This window comes from Maribacter huludaoensis (assembly GCF_029350945.1).
Lineage (GTDB): Bacteria > Bacteroidota > Bacteroidia > Flavobacteriales > Flavobacteriaceae > Maribacter > Maribacter huludaoensis.
Genome location: NZ_JARKMS010000003.1, coordinates 433069 through 450476, shown reverse-complemented (window position 1 = coordinate 450476; position 17408 = coordinate 433069). Strand labels below are relative to the sequence as shown.

The window sequence follows — 17408 nt, the reverse complement described above, 5'->3', positions numbered from 1 at the left end:
AATACATGAATAACAAAATTGATCAGGTTTTAAAATTAATGATAATTAAAATGAGAAGTTAACTATTCTTTAGCTATCTGCTTGTAAATCAATATTTTTATAGCATCAATCCTCCAGTTGCTTCTATACGCTGCCCATTTATCCAAGCTGCATCTTCCGTACATAAAAAAGCTACAATACCGCCAATATCCTCTGGCTCACCAACGCGACCTAAAGCTGTATTACTGCTAATTTTTTCACGCCTTTCTTCATTATCCTTATTTGCACCACCACCAAAGTCCGTACCTACGGCACCGGGAGCCACTACATTTACTCTAATTTTTTTGTCGCTTAACTCCTTTGCCAGAAATCGTGTCAACACATCAATACCGCCTTTCATACTTGCGTAAGCAGAAGAACCAGGTATGGTTACACGTACCAAACCTGATGATATATTTATGATTCCGCCACCATCATTCATTTGTTCAACGGCATGTTGGGTAAGAAAATAAACACCTTTTAAATGAATGTTCATCATGTCATCAAAATCAGTTTCTGTAGTTTCTAGAAATGGTTTGTAAATTCCTGTTCCGGCATTGTTTACCAAATAGTCAAATTTAGCTGTGCGGTAATTTTCATTTAAATACATGGAAACCGTTTTAAAGAAACTAGAAAAATTTGAAGTGTCACTTGTATCTAATTGAAACGCGACTGCCTTTTGACCTATTTTTTCTATTTCTTTGACCACTTCTGCTGCAGCCTCTTTTTTTGAGTGATAAGTTAAAATTACATCCAATCCTTTTTCTGCGATTTTTAATGCTATATTTTTTCCTATTCCGCGGCTACCACCGGTTACCAATGCTATTTTTGTTCTAGACATAGTATTCTTTTCTCTAAAATTGGTATTAGTTCTTTTTTAATCTAAAATATTGAAATCTCTATTTTATACCTGTAAGGTCACGCTATATTTATATTAAAATTAATTCTCAGGTCTCTGGATCTCGTCTAAATAATTCTATTAAATCAAAAACCAGTACACAGAAAACTACCCAAATGAATCCGGCAATAAATCCGCCTGCGATATCCGAGGGAAAATGAACGCCTAAGTATATTCTACTGATACCTATGCTTAAAATGATTGTTATTAAAACAATGACCAGTGCATATTTCATCACCCTCTGAATTTTGAATTTAGTGACCAGAAATATAAGAAATCCGTAGAATGCCATTGCACTCATTGCATGACCACTGGGGTAACTTAGGGTTTCTACCGATACCAGATGTTCTATTCCCGGTCTGGCCCGATCAATAAACCGTTTTAGCATCATATTTGAAATGGTGGCCAAAGCAAGAATCAAAGTGGCCTGTACTACATATTTCCAACGTTTAAAGACTATAAGGGATACTAAAAGGAAAATAGTTAGTACGATCAAATACCCATAGGTGTCGCCAACATTGGTCATGAATTTAAAATATGAGGTTAGTGTTGGCGTTCGGTAAGAAATCACGTAATCTGTAATGGCAGTATCATAGGCAGCCAGGGTTTCTGTTTTTAATGTATCCGTCAATTCAACGAAGAGGTTTATACCGCCTACAACCAAAATCAAAGCTATTAAAACTGTAATTACATAAGGCAATGTTGTATTATATTGGTTTAATTTATTCGCTAAAAATTCTCGCAGCGATTTTATGAACGTGAAAAGGGATTGTTTCATGAAACGATCTATTTGATTAGGCGTAAACTTAGCTGATATAGGTCAATTTCAGTGTTTCAAACAAATTGATAAATAACTCGTTTGAGTTAAACTATATTTTCAAAGCTTTATGAGGCCCTACAGATTTGGACGAGTATATCCCGAAACCTTATCTTTATGCCATAATAGAATTATTAGAAATTATGAAATCACCCGATTGGAAAACCGCAATAGAATTTGATGATATTACCTATAAAAAATGTGACGGTGTAGCGCGTATTGCTTTCAACAGGCCTAATGTGCGCAATGCTTTTAGACCACATACCACAAGTGAACTTATAAAAGCCTTTTATGATGCACAGGAAGATACTTCTATAGGAGTGGTTTTACTTTCTGCGGAAGGTCCTTCAACTAAAGACGGAATATGGTCTTTCTGTTCTGGTGGTGACCAAAAGGCTAGGGGAGAGAAAGGATATGTTGGGCAAGATGGACAACACCGTTTGAACATTCTTGAAGTACAACGAATGATTCGTTTTATGCCCAAAGTAGTTATTTGCGTAGTCCCAGGTTGGGCCGTTGGAGGTGGTCATAGTCTTCACGTAGTTTGTGATATGACATTGGCCAGTAAAGAACATGCAATATTTAAACAAACGGATGCGGATGTAACCAGCTTTGATGGTGGATACGGTTCTGCATATTTGGCTAAAATGGTGGGACAGAAAAAAGCACGTGAAATTTTCTTTTTAGGAAGAAACTATTCTGCACAAGATGCATTTGATATGGGGATGGCCAACGCCGTAATACCACATGACGAGTTAGAAGACACCGCCTTTCAATGGGCACAAGAGGTATTGGAAAAATCTCCTACGTCTATTAAAATGCTAAAATTCTCCATGAATTTAACCGATGATGGTATGGTGGGGCAACAAGTTTTTGCAGGTGAAGCAACTAGATTGGCTTATATGACTGAAGAAGCAAAAGAAGGCAGAAACGCATTTCTTGAAAAACGTAAGCCTAATTTTGGTAAGGATAATTGGCTGCCGTAAGTCCGTTTTCCGTTGATGGTTGTCCGTTGATGGTTGTCCGTTGATGGTTGTCCGTTGATGGTGACCTTAAAAAAGTTCATTTTTTCTAAAGAAAAAATGAACTTTTTTAGTTTTCGGAAACTGGAAACTGGAAACTGGAAACTGGAAACTGGAAACTGGAAACTGGAAACTGGAAACTGGAAACACCCTAAACTAAAAAGAGTCTGATCAGTGAAGATCAGACTCTTTTACGAGAACGCTATATGAAAATGAAAAATTTTTATTTCGTTTTTAATAACACTGTAAATGTATATATCATTTAGGGTTCTCTGAAACTATTGTTGCCAGACAAGGGAATTCTGTGGTGAATGGACTATAAATTGTGGTATTGTATTGAAAAGGTTAAAATTTTGAACCTTTTATCGAATAGACGCTATAATTTCTTTCAACAGGGTGTTAAATTGTTCATCGGTCTGTTCTTTTAGACCGGTTCTTACTACAACCAAATCTTTTGATGGTATTATAAATATTCGTTGTCCCTGAAATCCGTTTACGGAATATAGGTCTGTAGGGATATCTGCATACTTTGCTTCCGCATTTAACCAAAAATGGGCGCCATAAGTACCATTAGAGTTGATGGTTGGCTTGGAAACGTAGTCTGACCATGACTCGGAAAAAATACGTTCACCATTCCATTCACCTCTATTCAGGTATAATAATCCAAATTTGGCCCAGTCTCTGGTAGTTGCCCAAGCATAAGAGGATAATATATAATTACCGCTTAGATCGGTCTCCAAAAGCATAGAGTTCATTCCAATTCTATCGATCAGTTCCCTATATGGAAAGTCAAGATATTCTTGATGCGACTTAAATTGGTCCCTTAGTATGCCCGAAAGTAAATTGGTGGTGCCAGATGAATAATTCCATATTTCAGTAGGTGGTGCTACCACTTTTTTATTTCGTTGAGCCAATGTCATGTCCGAGTCTAGGAACAACATTCGCGTAACATCGGATATTTTAAAATAGTTCTCGTCCCATTCTAAACCGCTTTGCATACGTAAGAGATGATCAAGCGTAATGTTCGTTTTCGGATTCTTTATGCGTATTTCATCTGAAAACGGTTTGTAATCCATATCAATTTTATCTTGATATTCTAAAATACCGTATAGCGTAGCCAAAATACTTTTGGTCATGGACCAACCCAGAATTTTGGTTTCTTTCGTGAACCCATCAATGTACCGTTCCCCAATAATTTGGTTTTTATGTATTACTAAAAGAGATCTTGTTTTTTGTTCGGCATCTTTAAAAGCATTTTCAAAAGCAACTTCTAATTTATCGTAAGCTACATTGTCTAAAATAGTATCTATTACTCCGTTATTACCGTAGAGGAAAGGCAATGTGTCTTTTTTTGTAAACCTATTAGGTACAATATCAAAATTATGCTTAGAAAACTCTTTGTTGGTTAGCACTGCACCAAGTCCTTCTTTATAAACGGCCGTTCTTGGCATTAGTCCGTATACCGTAGCTGTAGCAGATTTGTTTTTATTGGACACTTTAGTATCTGCCAATTTTATTAATGGCATATTATTGTCATTTAAGGTAATACCGTCAATGTCTCTATCTGCTATAAAAACACTTGATGCCATGTTTTTAGAAGCATAGCCAGATATTAAATTTAATTTGGGATAGTTGAAATATACTGCGGCAATTAGGCAAATTAAGGCGATACCAAAAATCCATTTAAGCTTTTTCATTTTCACTTTATTCTTTAAACTTTTTATAAAAGTCACTATTGAACTATTGGTATATCTTTTTGGTCACTACATTTTTTCCCATGTCTTATCAGGTCCTAGCTTAAAACTTCCCAAATAATCAAAGTTGCATTCTTCTGGTAAAATCAGTGATAAGAATGTACTTTCATCTTTTGCTCTGTACAAATGGTATTCTTTGCCTACAATGGGTTCAAAACTAAACTTTGCACTATATACAAGGTTATTGTATTCAAAATTGTCCATAAGTTTTTTATATGACGCCTGTAGTGCCTCATATTCTGCCTTAAATTGGTTATTGGCGCTTACAATATGTGTATTCTTCCAAGAAGTAATGTCCGGCGGCGTAATTTTAGGAGCGGATACACCCGTGGCAAAAGGTGATAATTTGCCGTGATATTCTTGAGTGTCCTCATTGAACACTACATTATCTGGTTTTTTTTCTTTTTTCATAGCCTTACAAATTTAAAGAAAAGCAAGCACTTATATCTTGCTAGATTATTTAAGTATAGGTATCTTCAATTATTCCAATTCTAGCTATATAAAACCATCAAATTTAAATGCATTTAAAATTTTTCATATATACTGTTTTACTATGTTCAGTTTTATCTTGCAATACTGAAAACCGTTCTAAAGAGGTGGTTCTTTATAAAACTTATTGTGCAAGCTGCCATTTAGCACCTAACATTAACGATTTACCTAAGCATATCTGGAAAGATAATGTACTGCCAGAAATGGGCGCGCGACTAGGAATCATTACTGCGGAACATCATCCATATTACCAACATTCCTTTGATGAACAGATTGCTATTATTAAAACAGGTATTTATCCTTCTAGACCAATTATAAAACAAGAAGATTGGAATTTATTGGTAGAGTACATAGTTAGCATGGCGCCGGATAGTGTTATAAATAATCCTGTTACTATAGAAAATGCAACACTTTCTCAATTCATTGCAAAACCTGTTGCTTTGGATAGCGTAAAGGGTAATCTATATACTTTTTTAAAGATAGATACGCTACACCATAAAATATTGACAGGTAATAGGAGAGGAGCCTTATCCGCATACAACTTGGAAACAGGAAAGAATGAATTATTGGGCAATTTTAATTTAGCTATAACCGATGCGCGAATTATTGGTGATAGTATTTTTGTAACCAATATGGGCGTAATGGATCCTAATGAGATACCAAGGGGAAAAACAGTAGTTAGAAGCGGTAGCGCTACCAAAGTATTACAAGATTCGCTGCACAGACCGGTACATACATTATATATTGATTTAAATGATAATGGCAACGAAGAAATAATTATTAGCGAATTTGGCAACCTACAAGGAAAACTAACGCTGCTGGAAAAGGATACCTTTGGATTTTACAATAATAAAACGCTGCTTAATGTTCCAGGGTCAATTCGTGTTATCGCTAAAGATATGGACCATGATGGAAAAAAAGACCTGGTAGTTATGGCCGCACAAGGTGATGAAGCAATATACATATTATATCAAAAGGAAAACTTGAACTTTAAAATGGACAAAGTGATTCGTTTTAACCCTGTTTATGGTTCTAGTTGGTTTGAACTGATAGATTACAATGGCGATGGCTTTGATGATATAATTACGGTTAATGGTGATAATGCCGATAAATCCATTATCCATAAGCCATACCATGGTTTACGTATCCATTTAAACGATGGTCATAATAATTTTGAGGAAACCTTTTTTTATCCCCTTAATGGTGCAACGAGGGTTATTGCCAATGATTTTGATAAAGATGGAGATGTAGATTTTGTAGTATTGGCTACGTTCCCAGATTATGAAAAGCACCCGGATTATAACGTGGTATATTTAAAAAATGAGCAAAGCTCCCGCTATATCTTTTCTACCGAGCATTTTGCAGATACCAAATTGGGCAGATGGTTTTTAATGGATGCTGCAGATATTGATAATGATGGCGATGATGATTTGGTATTAAGTGCCTTAAATTATTCATTTACTCCCGTGCCGGCATATTTAAACGAAGCATGGAAGGAAAGTTATACAGACCTTTTAATTTTAGAAAATAAGCTACATTAGTAGGTATGGTACAAAAAAAATCCATTTTATTAATCTTGATACTAGCTATTAGCTGTTCTGAGAAATCTATGGATGATAAATATAACTGGGTTGAGCTGGAAGTTACGGCAACTGCATATAATTCTTTACCATACCAAACATCTTATGAGCATCCTGCAATTACGGCATGGGGAGATTCTATAAAACCTGGTCAAAAATGGATTGCGGTATCTAGAGATTTGCTAAGAAAAGGCTTAAGCTATAATACTATGGTAAAGATAGATACCTTTGAGGGTATTTATTTGGTGAAAGATAAAATGCATTCTCGTTGGCGCAACCGTATTGATATTTATATGGGTGAAAATGTAACTAAGGCCAAAGAATGGGGGAGAAGAAAAATTAAGATATCCTATGCTGCAAAAAAAGACAGTATAGAAACTGTTGAAAAATGAAACAACACATTTTATATCTCATATTAATAGGTACTCTAAGTGCTTGCTCTTCTAGCAAAATCATTGTTGAGCACCCTATAACTTTTAACGAAGAGCGTAAATTGTTGACTTTGGCATATCTTCAAAACAGGTATGGTCTAGAACAGGATTCTCCTAAAATTATACCTAAGATGATTGTGCTGCATTGGACGGTCATACCAACGTTCAAAAAATCTTTTGAGGCTTTTGATCCCGCAACCTTACCTAATTGGAGGCCGGATATTAAAAATGTTAGTGGCCTAAACGTATCTTCCCATTTTATGGTAGATAGAGACGGTACTATATATCAATTATTACCGGAAACTACCATGGCACGCCATGTCATTGGTCTTAACCATTGTGCTATTGGTGTAGAGAATGTGGGCGGAACAGAAGAGTTGCCGTTAACTAAAGCGCAATTGAAATCTAATATATGGTTGGTAAAGTATTTAAAAGATAAGTACGATATTGACTATTTAATAGGTCATTATGAATATACCCTTTTTGAAAGTCATCCGCTTTGGTTAGAAAAGGATGATGGTTATCGTACTGTAAAAACAGATCCAGGAACTGAGTTTATGGCTGACGTTAGAAAGGCCGTGAAAAATTTAGATTTTAAAGAGTTACCCAAAATTTAATAGAATTAAAATAGATATAAATGAAAAGAATATTACTCTCTATACTTAGCTTTTGCGCATTTTCTGCTATAGGGCAATCAGATAATATAACAACCCAATTATACGACACTTATGAGAACTATAAAGAAAGTTCTATAGGTAAACGACGTATTAAAAGAACCGATATTCAACCGCTTATAGATAAGCTTTCTACTAATGATAAGTTTAAGGTAAATACGGTAGGTACATCTATTGGTGGTAAAGATCTAAGCTTGATCAGTATAGGTACTGGAGAAACGAATGTTTTTTTATGGTCTCAAATGCATGGTGACGAACCTACGGCAACTCAAGCAATTTTTGATATTTTAAATTTCTTTGATAGTCCAGATTTTAAAAAAGAGAAAGAGGCTATTCTAGCTAGCTTAACAGTACATTTTTTACCCATGTTAAATCCTGATGGGGCGGAATTATATCAGCGTAGAAATTTATTGGGTATTGATATAAATAGAGATGCACTACGTTTACAGTCCCCGGAATCTCAAACCTTGAAAAGAGTACGCGATAGTCTCAATGCCGATTTTGGGTTCAACTTACATGATCAAAGCACCTATTATAATGCTGAACGTACAGAAAAGCCTGCCACCATTTCATATTTAGCTCCTGCATATAATTATGAGAAAGATATAAATGAAACACGTGGTAATGCCATGAAAATTATAGTCTTTATGAATGAAATTCTACAAAAATACGCACCGGGGCAAGTAGGTAGATATAATGACGATTTTGAGCCTAGAGCTTTTGGTGATAATATTCAGAAGTGGGGTACAAGTACTATTTTAATAGAATCTGGCGGTTTTCCAGAAGATGTTGAAAAGCAAGAAATAAGAAAGTTAAATTATACGTCTATTTTATCCGCCATTTATACTATTGCTAAAAAATCATATGAATCAATAAGTATTGAGGACTATGAAAAAATACCGGAGAACGATAGAAAACTGTTCGATTTGAAAATTGTTGGTGCAAAATACGAGCTAATGGGCAATACGTATACCATTGACCTGGGTATGAACCAAATAGAAGTAGATTACCCAGACCATAATTCTTTTTGGTATAGTAGTAGAATTTTAGATCAAGGAGATCTTTCTACATATTACGGTTATGAAACTTTAGATGCCAGTGGTTATACCATTAGGCAGGCAAAGGTATATCCAGAAACGCTTAATGATTTTAACACTGTAGGGCGCTTAAACTTTAATGATCTATTGAAAAAAGGTTATGGTTATTTGCGTGTAACTAACTTTCCTTCTAAAAAAATCAATTCACCTTATCCTATGCATTTGATCGGAACAAAGTATGAAGTCCCTGATTTGAATTTAATGCCAGGAATCAATCCAACTTTCTTTTTGGAAAAAGACGGTGTGTTTGATTACGCCATTATAAACGGTTTTTTAGTAGACCTGAAAAAAAATGATATTCAGGTACCCAACGCCATGATATTTAGATAATGGGTTTAAATGTATAATATAAAAAAAGGCAAGCGATCGCTTGCCTTTTTAATACGTATAGAATTATAATTCTTACATAGTATCCTCTGCATCTAAAAGCGCAAAGAACTTATCTAAGTTTGGTAAAATAATAATTTTTGTTCTTCTGTTCTTGGCCATGTTTTCTTTAGTATCATTTTCAACTAAAGGCAAGTAGCTACTTCTACCCGAAGCAATTAATTGAGAAGGATCTACACCGTATTCTTTCTGTAATTTACGTACTATAGATGTTGCACGTTTTACACTTAAATCCCAGTTATCCGTAACCATTGGTGTGTTTATGGTTCTAGAGTCTGTATGCCCTTCTACCATAACTTCCATACTTGGCTCAGACTTGATTACGTCAGCCAATTTTTGCAAAATTTTGTTTGCTTTGCTACTTACATTGTAACTAGCGGTGTTGAACAATAACTCATCAGAGATATTGATCATTACTACAGTCTTATCAATGTTTACATCTATATCTTCACCTTCTTCAGAAATCGATTGTTTCAATTTATAAGAAACTGCCAAGTTCATTGAATCTTGTAATGTTTGTGCTCCTGCTAATTTGGCCGGATCTACATTTTTCAATGTATTTCTCATCTTAGCTTTTGTATTGTTACTCATAACGGCAACATCATCTACACTTGTGAACTGGCTATCGTTCATCTCTTTCAGTGAGTTGATTTTTGAATTGTACTCTTCAACACGAGCTTCGATCTTTGTCATTTGAGCTTGTAGCTCTTCTTTCTCAACTTGTGTCTTTTGTAAAGTACTTTGGGTTTGAGATAGGTTATCTTCTAAAGCAACATATTTCTTTTTAGAAACACAAGACGATAAAAGTGCTACCGATACTATAGTAACTAAGGATAATCTTTTCATTTTGTTCTTTTTAATTATTATTAGTGTAATCGGTCTTATATACGGCACAAATCGATAAACGGATGTTTAAATGTTAAAAGCGAATAATCGTATTTGTATATAAATCTATTCAACAAAATGATTATCAGTACGTTGTTCATTATATTTTAGAGCAAAAAAAAGAAGCATTTTCATGCTTCTTCTTGAATTTTGTCGATATTTTACTTATTCACACCCACCGGTAAATCCGTTTGCACTAAACTTGGTCTGTACTGCGCCTTGTCTAGAACCAGTGTTAATTTCTATGGCTAAATTGTTTTCGCCGCTACCATCTCTTTTAGGACTACAGTATTCAAAAAGATAAAAGCTATTGGCCCTTTCAGAAACTTTTTCCGATATATCTCTAAAGGTATTTTCTAATTCATCTTTATTCGTGGCAAAAACACTTGCTGTTTTACCAACTGCGGTCAAAACATCGGTATCTATTTCCGCTCCCAATCCAATACTAAAGAAAGATATATTGGAATTTGCATCATTTACTTTCTTCAATGCCGCATCTTCGGTATAACGAGAAGCCTGATCGGTACCATCCGTGAACAAAACAACTGATGCTGCACCTATTTTACCACCTTCTGTCGTTACCTTGATCAAATCCGATGCAATATCGGTCGATTTTATTACGGCACCGTACAAATCTGTAGAAGGGTCATTGCTGATGTCATCGGTAATGCCGTTGACCGCATCTGTAAGTTCTTCTCTTGAAGATGTCAATTCGTTTAACAGGTGTAATTCATCTTCACCATCAAACCAATAAATTGCCATTTTTACAGACTCTGTAGCAGTTTCTGGCATAACGGCCTCAATAAAACTTGAAGAAGCCAATTTCAATTCCTCCAGACTGCTGCTCAACACACTGTTGCTTAAGTCCAACACTAATAAAGTATTATTTGAGAAGATTTGTGAGTTGGGTGATATACGTGCCGATGATTCTGAAGTTGATATGGTATTAAAACAGTCATCGTTTCTACCTTGTTCATATATCGTAAATTGATTTGCAGTTAAACCGGGAACGGGGTTTCCTCCGGTATCCGATACCCTGAAAAATACCGATACCTTACCAGGCAGGGTGGTGTACTGATCTTGTATGGACAAAACAAGTTCTCCTTCATCTAGGCCTAGACAATCATCTACCACGGTACCTTTCCCTAGTCCGTCGCCTGAATTAAGGTTAAAATTTACATCATCATCTGCATTACCACAAGATACGATTAGGGCAAGTATAAAAAACACACTGAATGCTTTTAAAAAATTCTTCATATTCAATTATTACGGGTTCAACTAGCAGAACGGACAAAGTTTATTTAAATTATAAAGAATAAAAAAATAAATGTTAAAGATTGTTAAAGCCTACAATTACACATGATTAAAGATATGGAAACACCTTTATTCATTTGGGTTTAAGAGAAGTAGACTTTAAGAATATTAGCTTTAATTTTACTACTTTAGAAGGTGTAAAAATTAAGATTGATGACGCACGAATTTAAAAAGATAATTAAGGAATACGGGAATGCTAAAGTAGCTCATTTAAAATGTGTTTTGGCAACTGTAGTCGATTTGGATGGCTCTTCTTATCGCAAACCTGGAGTTCGTATGCTCATTAGGGAAGACGGTGTTATGATCGGGGCTGTAAGTGGTGGTTGTGTAGAGAAGGAAGTGTTATTTCAGGCCCAATCTGTTTTTGAAAATAAAACGACTAAATTAATGACCTATGATGGTAGATTTAGGTTAGGCTGTGAAGGTGTATTATATATAGTATTAGAATATTTTTCTCCAAATGAAACATTGGTAAATACTTTCAACTCCGTCATTGAAAAACGCCGATCATTTAAACTTTGTACCTCTTATAAAAAGGAATATGGCGTTTTAAATAATTATGGCACGCATATAACACTTAACTCAAAGCGCTATGTATTCAATGAAAATACTACCGAGCATGAAGATGCTTTGCATTTTGATCAAACAATGCAACCTTGCCAAAGACTTTTGTTAATAGGAGGGGAGCACGATGCTAAACAACTGGCTCATTTTGGCATAGGTATGGGATGGGAAGTTAACATAGCCGTGACTCCAAAAGAAAATAAAACTATTTCGGATTTTCCTGGAATTGATGCATTATTGAACCAAGAACCGGAAGATTTTGATATTGATATTGTAGATAATAATACTGCTGTAATTTTAATGACCCATAGTTATGTAAAGGACTTAAAATATTTAATGCGGTTAAAAAATAGCCATCCTATGTATTTAGGTATTTTAGGACCAATAAAAAGAAGGGAGAAATTATTGTCCGAATTGCTGGAACATGATATGGACATTGATTTAGATTTTATAGAAAATATTCATGGTCCTGCAGGATTGAACATTGGTGCAGAAACTCCGCAAGAAATAGCTATATCTATTTTGTCAGAAATCCTGACCGTTATTCGCAAGACACAGCCTGTTAAGTTGAGAGATAAACTAAGTACAATTTAGGGTTGAAAAAAGAACTACATATAGCGGTATTAGTAATGGCTGCCGGGGCTTCTAGGCGCATGAACGGTATAAAGCAATTAATGCCTTGGAAGGATTCAAACTTTTTGTTGGAAACAATTAAAACCGTTGAAAAAAGCAATGCTGCATCCGTGCACGTTGTATTAGGTTCAAATGCTAAACTTATAAGTAAAGAATGTAATTTGATCGAAAAAAAAATAAATGTAATTGTAAATCCGAACTGGTCTAACGGACTTGGCAATAGTATTGCCTATGGTGTAAAGGCCTTGTTAAAGAAATTACCCAGTGTAGATGCAATTCTAATCTGTCTTGCGGATCAACCGCTACTTGACCATAATTATTTGAATTCCTTGATCAACGTATTTGAAAATAATTCGTGTAAAATCGCAGCTACAAACTACGATAAGAAAATAGGTGTGCCCGCCTTGTTTTCAAATATATATTTTCAACATTTATCTCAATTAGAAGGTGATTTTGGCGCAAAAGAACTTTTGAACAATGATGAATTATCAATAATTTCTTTGGAAACATTGGATGGGATAATAGACATAGACACTAAATTAGAATACAACGAATTAATAAACAGAACAAATGCAGAGAATAAACCCTAGTAATAACCTAATATTCACCACATTTTCATTTTTAATATTCCTAGTAACTTCATTGTTATCTGCACAAGAAATGGGATTTGAAGAATACAATCCTAAATCTACCTTAGTAGTACCTGCATCTGAAATTGTTAAAGCAAAATTTCCTTTTATAGATATACATAGCCATCAAAGAGACATGTCAGTAGAAGCACTAGATGGTTTAATTGCTCATATGGATGCCATGAACGAAGCCATAATGGTAAACTTAAGTGGTAGATCTGGGGCAAGCCTAAAAGAAAAGATAAATAATATCAATAAAAGTTACCCTAATAGGTTTGTTGTTTTTGCAAATGTTGATTTTGAAGGAGCTAAAGATATGGCATGGGGAGAACAAGCCGCCGCTCAATTAGAGCAGGATATTAAGAATGGTGCTAAGGGTTTAAAGATTTTTAAAAGCCTTGGTTTAAGAAATAAGGATGCCAACGGGAATCGTTTGGCTATAGATGACCCTCGTTTAGATGCAATTTGGGCCAAATGTGCAGAAATGGGAGTGCCTGTATTAATACATGCTGCAGACCCAAAACCTTTCTGGGATGATATGGATGCCAACAATGAAAGATGGTTAGAATTGAAAACACATCCTAGAAGAAAACGCACTGCTACGGATCCAGCCCCATTTGAGCAGATCATTCAAGAACAACATAACGTATTTAGAAAACATCCGAACACTAAATTTATCAATGCCCACATGGGCTGGCATGCCAATAATCTTGATAAACTTGGGGAACTACTAGATGAAATGCCGAATATGAGTGTAGGTATATCTGCCGTAATTGCCGAATTAGGTAGACAACCACAGCATGCAAGAGCTTTCTTTATAAAATACCAAGACCGGGTCCTTTTTGGTAAGGATAGTTGGAAACCAGAAGAGTTTCCTACTTATTTTAGGGTGCTAGAGAGTAACGACGAATATTTTCCGTACTACAAAAAATATCATGCGTTTTGGTCTATGTACGGTCTAAACCTACCGGATGATGTACTTAAAAAACTATATTATAAAAATGCGCTGAACCTAGTGCCAGGTTTAGATACATCGTTATTTAAATAGTAATTACTTTTCTTTAAGTACTTCTGCTTCGTCAACTACGGGTACATCTTTTACATCTTGAAAAATACCACATGAAATCTCTTTTTTAACTAAACTTCGTGTGGTTTTTCTCTTTGTTAACGCCTCAATTTCACGATTTAAAAACTGCATACCTATATTTATTTTTTTAGTAAAACGCACATATATACCTCATGTTGTATGAGTTAGCTTGTTTTTGTTTTAATTTAAAAAAGAATTCATTAGAAAGTGTGACAAAAAAGATAATAGGCATACTAATGGGGAAATACGTTTTTATATATGCAGAAAGAAGAAGTCTTTACTGAATTAATACGTGAACACCAGGCACTATTATATAAGGCAACCTCTATTTACACGGATAATAAGGAAGACCAAGAAGACTTGTTCCAAGAAGTAGTCTTTCAACTTTGGAAATATTTTGATTCTTTTCGCAATGATGCCAAAATTACCACATGGATGTATCGTGTAGCAATGAACACGGCAATAACATTTATTAAAAAGAAAAAAAGAAGACCAAAATCGGTTTCTGTTGCCGATGTTTTCAGCACTCAATCTGATGATAAAGACGATGTTTTAGAAGAGCGATTAAAGCTACTATATCAGCATTTACAACACTTGAACACCTTAGAAAGAGGACTCATTTTTCTTTTGCTTGAAGGAAAAAGTTATAAAGAGATCGCAACAATAACGGGATTAAGCGATACCAATGTGGGCACTAAAATTTCTCGCATTAAGAAAAAATTAAAAACTAACATGACAAAATAATAATTATGGAACTAGAAGAACTACAGTCTGCATGGACACAAATGAGCAACGAAATAAATCATCAAAAGAAATTGACGAACCAAATAATATTAGACATGACAAAGCAAAAATATCAGAATAAATTTACGACCATAACCAAGTATGAAACTTTAGGAGCCATTATCTGTTTTACTATTGCCTTAGTTATACTCATAAATTTTCAAGAATTAGATACCTGGTATTTACAGGTGTGCGGTATACTCACGCTGTCATTTTTAATTGTATTACCTGCTATGGTAATTTCTACGTTAAAAAGAATAAAAAACATCGATATTTTAAATGGTTCGTATAAAGAAAACTTAAAACTTTACGTAAAGACCAAGAATAGACTTTTAAGGTTGCAACAAATTGGCATAGCCGTTGGTCTTATTGGGTTGGTTTTTATAGTGCCGGTGACCTCAAAAATAATATCAAACAAAAACGTCTTCCTAACCAGTTTAAAAACAGAGCAATATATCATATTTACTATTACTATGGTTATCATGGTGTTTTTCTGTAAATGGGCGTATAATGGTTATCTTAAAGTAACACGGTCTGCGCAAGAACTATTGCAAGATTTAGAATAATTTTATTCGGTAAGTTTCTTTTGAACATAATTTAAAATTAGCATCCAATTCATTTTTAATAGGAGTGAAGCGGTAGGTACATTATCATCTGCAATTGCAGAAATAATGGATTCATGCTGGTTGTCAGATTTGTTATAGAAAAAATCATCGTCCGTAAAGGCACGTTCATAAAAGAAAATGCGGGTCTTTAAGTCATTAAGAATCTTTAATGCAAGTTCGTTATTGTAATTTTTGGTCAACAATCTGTGAAATTCTAAATCTGCCCGTATCCTAGAAAGTGCATCCTTGGCGTTTTCAAAAACTTCTTGTTGTTTCTTAAGCTCAATAATATGCTGTTCTGTAAACTCCGAATTTTCAATGGCCATGACCTCTAAATTTGCAACCAACTCATACAAATCTTCGGCTTCTTTAACATCTAATTCTGCAATTATGAATCCTCTGTTGGGTACCGCCTTTATAATGTGAGATTGTTGTAATTGGGTCAATGCCTCCCTAATAGGAGTAACACTGACCTTTAAGTGTCGTGCCAAGGCAGCCAAATTAATGGTTTTACCTGTTTTAAGGTTACCAGTGGTCATCTCTGACAGTAGATAATCTCGCACTTGATCCCTTAAGTTCATTTTAATTAACATACACCAAATATAATATATCGTATACGATTATAACCGTTCTTGAATATCGTTTATTGTAATGCAATTAAATACAGCACTTGTTAATATAGAAATTTTCAATACTAGGGTTTAGTTATCAACGTTTTAATAAAACAACCCTACAAATAATTCAACATGAAAAATCTAACATTTAAATTTGTAAAAGGATTATTCCTTTCAAGCGTATTACTAATAGCATACAGCTGTAGTGAAGATGATAGCACTATTGAAGAAGTTGACTTTTCCCAAGCAGAGCTCAAAGCAGTTCTAGAGACAGACGACATCACGGGTGGTATTGATCTGGCGTTATTTGAGTTATCTTCCAATAATAGTTCAACAGGTAAAACTTTAAGTTATGAGTGTTATAGCGCCGTTTACACTGACACCGGTTATATTGCCACATTTAATAATTGTGTGTTAAATGGAACAGATAATGTAAATGGTACTTTAGCCGTAACCTATAATCTGCAAGGAGAAACAAGTTCTTTTACCGCTAGCTATGTTGACTTTTACGTGGGAGAAACCAAAATTAATGGTACCAGAGCATTTTCGTTCAATACCAGCTCAAGTGATAACGCAATAACTTTTGAGGTTACCAGTGAAATGACAGTTGAAATGGAAGATGGTGCTATTATTTCTGACAGCGGTACAAAATTTACAACTATTTCTTTTAATGAAACTGCAACGTATAGTGTAGAAGGCAGCTGGACCGTTATTTTTGAAGGAAATACGTATAACGTTACCGTCAAAGATCCGTTAACAAGTGAAATAACCTGTACCTATGTATCAAGTGGAGATATGGATGTTTCTAAAAACGGACTCTCAGTAAATGTAAATTTTGGTGATGGCACTTGTGATGATACTGCAACACTTACATACCCTAATGGAGTAGCGGAAGAAATTTCATTAGAGGATTAAATAAAACATGAAAATAAATTGAAAAGGGATAAGACTTTTAGGTCTTATCCCTTTTTTAGCTAACTCAAATAATTTTTTAAAATTTCTAATGTGTAAACTGTCTACTTGCTACCCATTGCACTCTTTTACTGGCTTTAAAGCTTGAAAAGAATGTGTTTCTCCTTGTTTCCGTTGGTGTATTTCTGATAAAAGTTCTCATGATGTTCGTTTTT

At 34.7% G+C, this 17408-nt stretch carries 19 protein-coding genes; 11 read left to right on the top strand and 8 right to left on the bottom strand.

The features are described from left to right. Window positions 1-97: 97 nt before the first annotated feature. Together PXC01_RS12025 and PXC01_RS12020 are read right to left on the bottom strand one after the other, a co-directional pair. Window positions 98-859, bottom strand: a complete 762-nt coding sequence (locus PXC01_RS12025; protein ID WP_276472537.1) for an SDR family NAD(P)-dependent oxidoreductase — start codon at window positions 857-859, stop codon at window positions 98-100. 106 nt (window positions 860-965) lie between these two features. After that, window positions 966-1694 (bottom strand): phosphatase PAP2 family protein, encoded by a 729-nt coding sequence (locus tag PXC01_RS12020; protein WP_276472536.1) that lies wholly within the window; start codon window positions 1692-1694, stop codon window positions 966-968. 182 nt (window positions 1695-1876) lie between these two features. Between PXC01_RS12020 and PXC01_RS12015 the strand changes: the two genes are divergently transcribed. Then, window positions 1877-2719, top strand: coding sequence for a 1,4-dihydroxy-2-naphthoyl-CoA synthase (locus PXC01_RS12015; protein ID WP_276472535.1), 843 nt, complete (start codon window positions 1877-1879; stop codon window positions 2717-2719). 398 nt (window positions 2720-3117) lie between these two features. Here the strand turns inward: PXC01_RS12015 and PXC01_RS12010 are convergent, their stop codons facing one another. Together PXC01_RS12010 and PXC01_RS12005 are read right to left on the bottom strand one after the other, a co-directional pair. After that, complete coding sequence (locus PXC01_RS12010) at window positions 3118-4452, bottom strand: serine hydrolase domain-containing protein (protein WP_276472534.1); 1335 nt, start codon at window positions 4450-4452, stop codon at window positions 3118-3120. A 66-nt stretch (window positions 4453-4518) separates the two neighbouring features. Then, window positions 4519-4920 carry a DUF2452 domain-containing protein gene (locus tag PXC01_RS12005; protein WP_276472533.1) on the bottom strand — a complete coding sequence of 134 codons (402 nt, stop codon included), beginning with the start codon at window positions 4918-4920 and terminating at the stop codon, window positions 4519-4521. Window positions 4921-5027: 107 nt separating this feature from the next. On the opposite strand from PXC01_RS12005, the gene PXC01_RS12000 reads away from it, so the two are divergent. The 4 genes from PXC01_RS12000 to PXC01_RS11985 are packed head-to-tail and all read left to right on the top strand — an operon-like array spanning window position 5028 to window position 9110. Continuing rightward, on the top strand, window positions 5028-6539 hold the full coding sequence (locus PXC01_RS12000; protein ID WP_276472532.1) for an FG-GAP-like repeat-containing protein: 1512 nt from the start codon (window positions 5028-5030) through the stop codon (window positions 6537-6539). A 5-nt stretch (window positions 6540-6544) separates the two neighbouring features. Beyond that, the gene (locus PXC01_RS11995) at window positions 6545-6970 is read left to right on the top strand and encodes a 3D domain-containing protein (protein ID WP_276472531.1); all 426 of its coding nucleotides are present in this window, start codon (window positions 6545-6547) and stop codon (window positions 6968-6970) included. Then, window positions 6967-7626, top strand: coding sequence for an N-acetylmuramoyl-L-alanine amidase (locus tag PXC01_RS11990; RefSeq protein WP_276472530.1), 660 nt, complete (start codon window positions 6967-6969; stop codon window positions 7624-7626). Before PXC01_RS11995 ends, PXC01_RS11990 begins: the two co-directional genes overlap by 4 nt. A gap of 20 nt (window positions 7627-7646) precedes the next feature. Beyond that, the gene (locus PXC01_RS11985) at window positions 7647-9110 is read left to right on the top strand and encodes a M14 family metallopeptidase (RefSeq protein WP_276472529.1); all 1464 of its coding nucleotides are present in this window, start codon (window positions 7647-7649) and stop codon (window positions 9108-9110) included. A gap of 72 nt (window positions 9111-9182) precedes the next feature. On the opposite strand, the gene PXC01_RS11980 is transcribed toward PXC01_RS11985, so the two are convergent. Continuing rightward, entirely contained in the window at window positions 9183-10013 is an 831-nt protein-coding gene (locus PXC01_RS11980) for an OmpA/MotB family protein (protein WP_276472528.1), read from the bottom strand. A gap of 204 nt (window positions 10014-10217) precedes the next feature. After that, the gene (locus tag PXC01_RS11975; protein WP_276472527.1) at window positions 10218-11309 is read right to left on the bottom strand and encodes a vWA domain-containing protein; all 1092 of its coding nucleotides are present in this window, start codon (window positions 11307-11309) and stop codon (window positions 10218-10220) included. A 210-nt stretch (window positions 11310-11519) separates the two neighbouring features. Between PXC01_RS11975 and PXC01_RS11970 the strand changes: the two genes are divergently transcribed. From PXC01_RS11970 to PXC01_RS11960, 3 genes are read left to right on the top strand one after another with little or no spacing between them, the layout of a single operon-like run. After that, window positions 11520-12524 (top strand): XdhC family protein, encoded by a 1005-nt coding sequence (locus PXC01_RS11970; protein ID WP_276472526.1) that lies wholly within the window; start codon window positions 11520-11522, stop codon window positions 12522-12524. 2 nt (window positions 12525-12526) lie between these two features. After that, a complete protein-coding gene (locus PXC01_RS11965; protein ID WP_276472525.1) occupies window positions 12527-13153 on the top strand; it encodes a nucleotidyltransferase family protein in 627 nt (208 codons plus the stop codon). Further along, the gene (locus PXC01_RS11960) at window positions 13134-14240 is read left to right on the top strand and encodes an amidohydrolase family protein (protein ID WP_276472524.1); all 1107 of its coding nucleotides are present in this window, start codon (window positions 13134-13136) and stop codon (window positions 14238-14240) included. Before PXC01_RS11965 ends, PXC01_RS11960 begins: the two co-directional genes overlap by 20 nt. 3 nt (window positions 14241-14243) lie before the next feature. On the opposite strand, the gene PXC01_RS11955 is transcribed toward PXC01_RS11960, so the two are convergent. After that, window positions 14244-14390, bottom strand: coding sequence for a hypothetical protein (locus PXC01_RS11955; RefSeq protein ID WP_276472523.1), 147 nt, complete (start codon window positions 14388-14390; stop codon window positions 14244-14246). A gap of 147 nt (window positions 14391-14537) precedes the next feature. Between PXC01_RS11955 and PXC01_RS11950 the strand changes: the two genes are divergently transcribed. Both PXC01_RS11950 and PXC01_RS11945 read left to right on the top strand, forming a co-directional pair. Continuing rightward, window positions 14538-15023, top strand: coding sequence for an RNA polymerase sigma factor (locus tag PXC01_RS11950; protein ID WP_276472522.1), 486 nt, complete (start codon window positions 14538-14540; stop codon window positions 15021-15023). A 5-nt stretch (window positions 15024-15028) separates the two neighbouring features. Then, entirely contained in the window at window positions 15029-15628 is a 600-nt protein-coding gene (locus PXC01_RS11945; RefSeq protein ID WP_276472521.1) for a hypothetical protein, read from the top strand. A 2-nt stretch (window positions 15629-15630) separates the two neighbouring features. Here the strand turns inward: PXC01_RS11945 and PXC01_RS11940 are convergent, their stop codons facing one another. Beyond that, on the bottom strand, window positions 15631-16260 hold the full coding sequence (locus PXC01_RS11940; RefSeq protein WP_276472520.1) for a GntR family transcriptional regulator: 630 nt from the start codon (window positions 16258-16260) through the stop codon (window positions 15631-15633). Window positions 16261-16413: 153 nt separating this feature from the next. On the opposite strand from PXC01_RS11940, the gene PXC01_RS11935 reads away from it, so the two are divergent. Further along, on the top strand, window positions 16414-17196 hold the full coding sequence (locus PXC01_RS11935; protein ID WP_276472519.1) for a hypothetical protein: 783 nt from the start codon (window positions 16414-16416) through the stop codon (window positions 17194-17196). Window positions 17197-17408 lie beyond the last annotated feature (212 nt).

Bases quoted from the DNA above. Each gene is read 5' to 3' on its own strand.
- PXC01_RS12025 (WP_276472537.1), bottom strand. From the start codon at position 859: ATGTCTAGAACAAAAATAGCATTGGTAACCGGTGGTAGCCGCGGAATA.
- PXC01_RS12020 (WP_276472536.1), bottom strand. From the start codon at position 1,694: ATGAAACAATCCCTTTTCACGTTCATAAAATCGCTGCGAGAATTTTTA.
- PXC01_RS12015 (WP_276472535.1), top strand. From the start codon at position 1,877: ATGAAATCACCCGATTGGAAAACCGCAATAGAATTTGATGATATTACC.
- PXC01_RS12010 (WP_276472534.1), bottom strand. From the start codon at position 4,452: ATGAAAAAGCTTAAATGGATTTTTGGTATCGCCTTAATTTGCCTAATT.
- PXC01_RS12005 (WP_276472533.1), bottom strand. From the start codon at position 4,920: ATGAAAAAAGAAAAAAAACCAGATAATGTAGTGTTCAATGAGGACACT.
- PXC01_RS12000 (WP_276472532.1), top strand. From the start codon at position 5,028: ATGCATTTAAAATTTTTCATATATACTGTTTTACTATGTTCAGTTTTA.
- PXC01_RS11995 (WP_276472531.1), top strand. From the start codon at position 6,545: ATGGTACAAAAAAAATCCATTTTATTAATCTTGATACTAGCTATTAGC.
- PXC01_RS11990 (WP_276472530.1), top strand. From the start codon at position 6,967: ATGAAACAACACATTTTATATCTCATATTAATAGGTACTCTAAGTGCT.
- PXC01_RS11985 (WP_276472529.1), top strand. From the start codon at position 7,647: ATGAAAAGAATATTACTCTCTATACTTAGCTTTTGCGCATTTTCTGCT.
- PXC01_RS11980 (WP_276472528.1), bottom strand. From the start codon at position 10,013: ATGAAAAGATTATCCTTAGTTACTATAGTATCGGTAGCACTTTTATCG.
- PXC01_RS11975 (WP_276472527.1), bottom strand. From the start codon at position 11,309: ATGAAGAATTTTTTAAAAGCATTCAGTGTGTTTTTTATACTTGCCCTA.
- PXC01_RS11970 (WP_276472526.1), top strand. From the start codon at position 11,520: ATGACGCACGAATTTAAAAAGATAATTAAGGAATACGGGAATGCTAAA.
- PXC01_RS11960 (WP_276472524.1), top strand. From the start codon at position 13,134: ATGCAGAGAATAAACCCTAGTAATAACCTAATATTCACCACATTTTCA.
- PXC01_RS11955 (WP_276472523.1), bottom strand. From the start codon at position 14,390: ATGCAGTTTTTAAATCGTGAAATTGAGGCGTTAACAAAGAGAAAAACC.
- PXC01_RS11950 (WP_276472522.1), top strand. From the start codon at position 14,538: ATGCAGAAAGAAGAAGTCTTTACTGAATTAATACGTGAACACCAGGCA.
- PXC01_RS11945 (WP_276472521.1), top strand. From the start codon at position 15,029: ATGGAACTAGAAGAACTACAGTCTGCATGGACACAAATGAGCAACGAA.
- PXC01_RS11940 (WP_276472520.1), bottom strand. From the start codon at position 16,260: ATGTTAATTAAAATGAACTTAAGGGATCAAGTGCGAGATTATCTACTG.
- PXC01_RS11935 (WP_276472519.1), top strand. From the start codon at position 16,414: ATGAAAAATCTAACATTTAAATTTGTAAAAGGATTATTCCTTTCAAGC.